The following is a 982-nucleotide window of genomic DNA, read 5'->3' on the forward strand; positions in this document are numbered from 1 at the left end:
GTTTAGGCTGGTCAGGTGGTTAGAAGTACAAGCCCCTGGCTTTAGACATGGGGTTGGTTTCTACGGAGTCCCTGACAAGAGGCGATAGAAGAGATTTTAGCTCTGAGGCCAAACCAGGTCAAAAAAGGCTTCATCGAGATCGTAGCCAAGCATTTGAGCCATTGACAGCAGCTTAGACTTTGGGGAGAGACCCTGTTGCTGCAACCAAGGAGCGATGGTAAAAATCTTGTGCATCAGGAAGATTTCGAGAGCTTCTGGATTGTATTGAATTCCCTCAACCCGGTGGAACTGGTGAGGAACCAGCATAGCCGTGTAGCGAGCCAATTCCCCCTGTTTCCAGTCGAGCAATATTGGCAACCAAGGATAGCGAGCATCCAAGCCAATAAACCACAATCGCACCTCTGGGATCTCAGAAAGTTCGCGCGGATCGGTTGGATCCCGAGGATAATCGAGGTCAAAACGCAGGCACTGCTGTGGATCGCTCAAAGCTCCATTTTGCAGCAACGTTTCAATCGCAGATTGAGCCGCAGAGAAATCCAGATGACGCACAGATTGAGCATTAAGCGCGATTGTAGTAATTGCCATTGAAACCAGGGAAAGACGACGAACCAAACGCAAAAAAGCAGGAATGCCCTGCCTGTTGAGTAGTTTATCATTCCAGCAAGGCAAAAGCGATCGCCGCGAGGCGATCGCGGCAATGTAGAGAAAAACGAGGCATAGGTGAAGAAGGGAGACGCACAACCAGAGCCTAAGATAGAATAATTGCAACTCCCGTCCCTTGGCGATCGGGCGATGGCTCCCGATGGGAGTCATGCCGGAATTTCAACCTGCCAGCGACACTTCATCCGCATGAAAAAACACGATAACCTCATAAGTGAAGGCGAGATCCTTTAAATCTTGCGATTAAGTCAGCACCCCGCTCTAAAGAGACGGGGCTTCTAGCCCCTGACTTTAGGTAGCTGACCAGCCTAAGCCCTACGAG

Annotated in this window: 1 protein-coding gene; it reads right to left on the reverse strand. The window is 50.3% G+C overall.

All coding sequences use genetic code 11. The annotated features are described in order from the left end of the window. Positions 1-96 precede the first annotated feature (96 nt). Positions 97-585, reverse strand: a complete 489-nt coding sequence (locus tag AC0QH1_RS07115; protein WP_324630295.1) for a CRR6 family NdhI maturation factor — start codon at positions 583-585, stop codon at positions 97-99. Positions 586-982 lie beyond the last annotated feature (397 nt).

It is taken from the genome of Phormidium sp. CCY1219 (assembly GCF_055795085.1).

Excerpts from the sequence above, each read along its gene's own strand:
- AC0QH1_RS07115 (WP_324630295.1), bottom strand. The coding sequence starts at position 585 with ATGGCAATTACTACAATCGCGCTTAATGCTCAATCTGTGCGTCATCTG.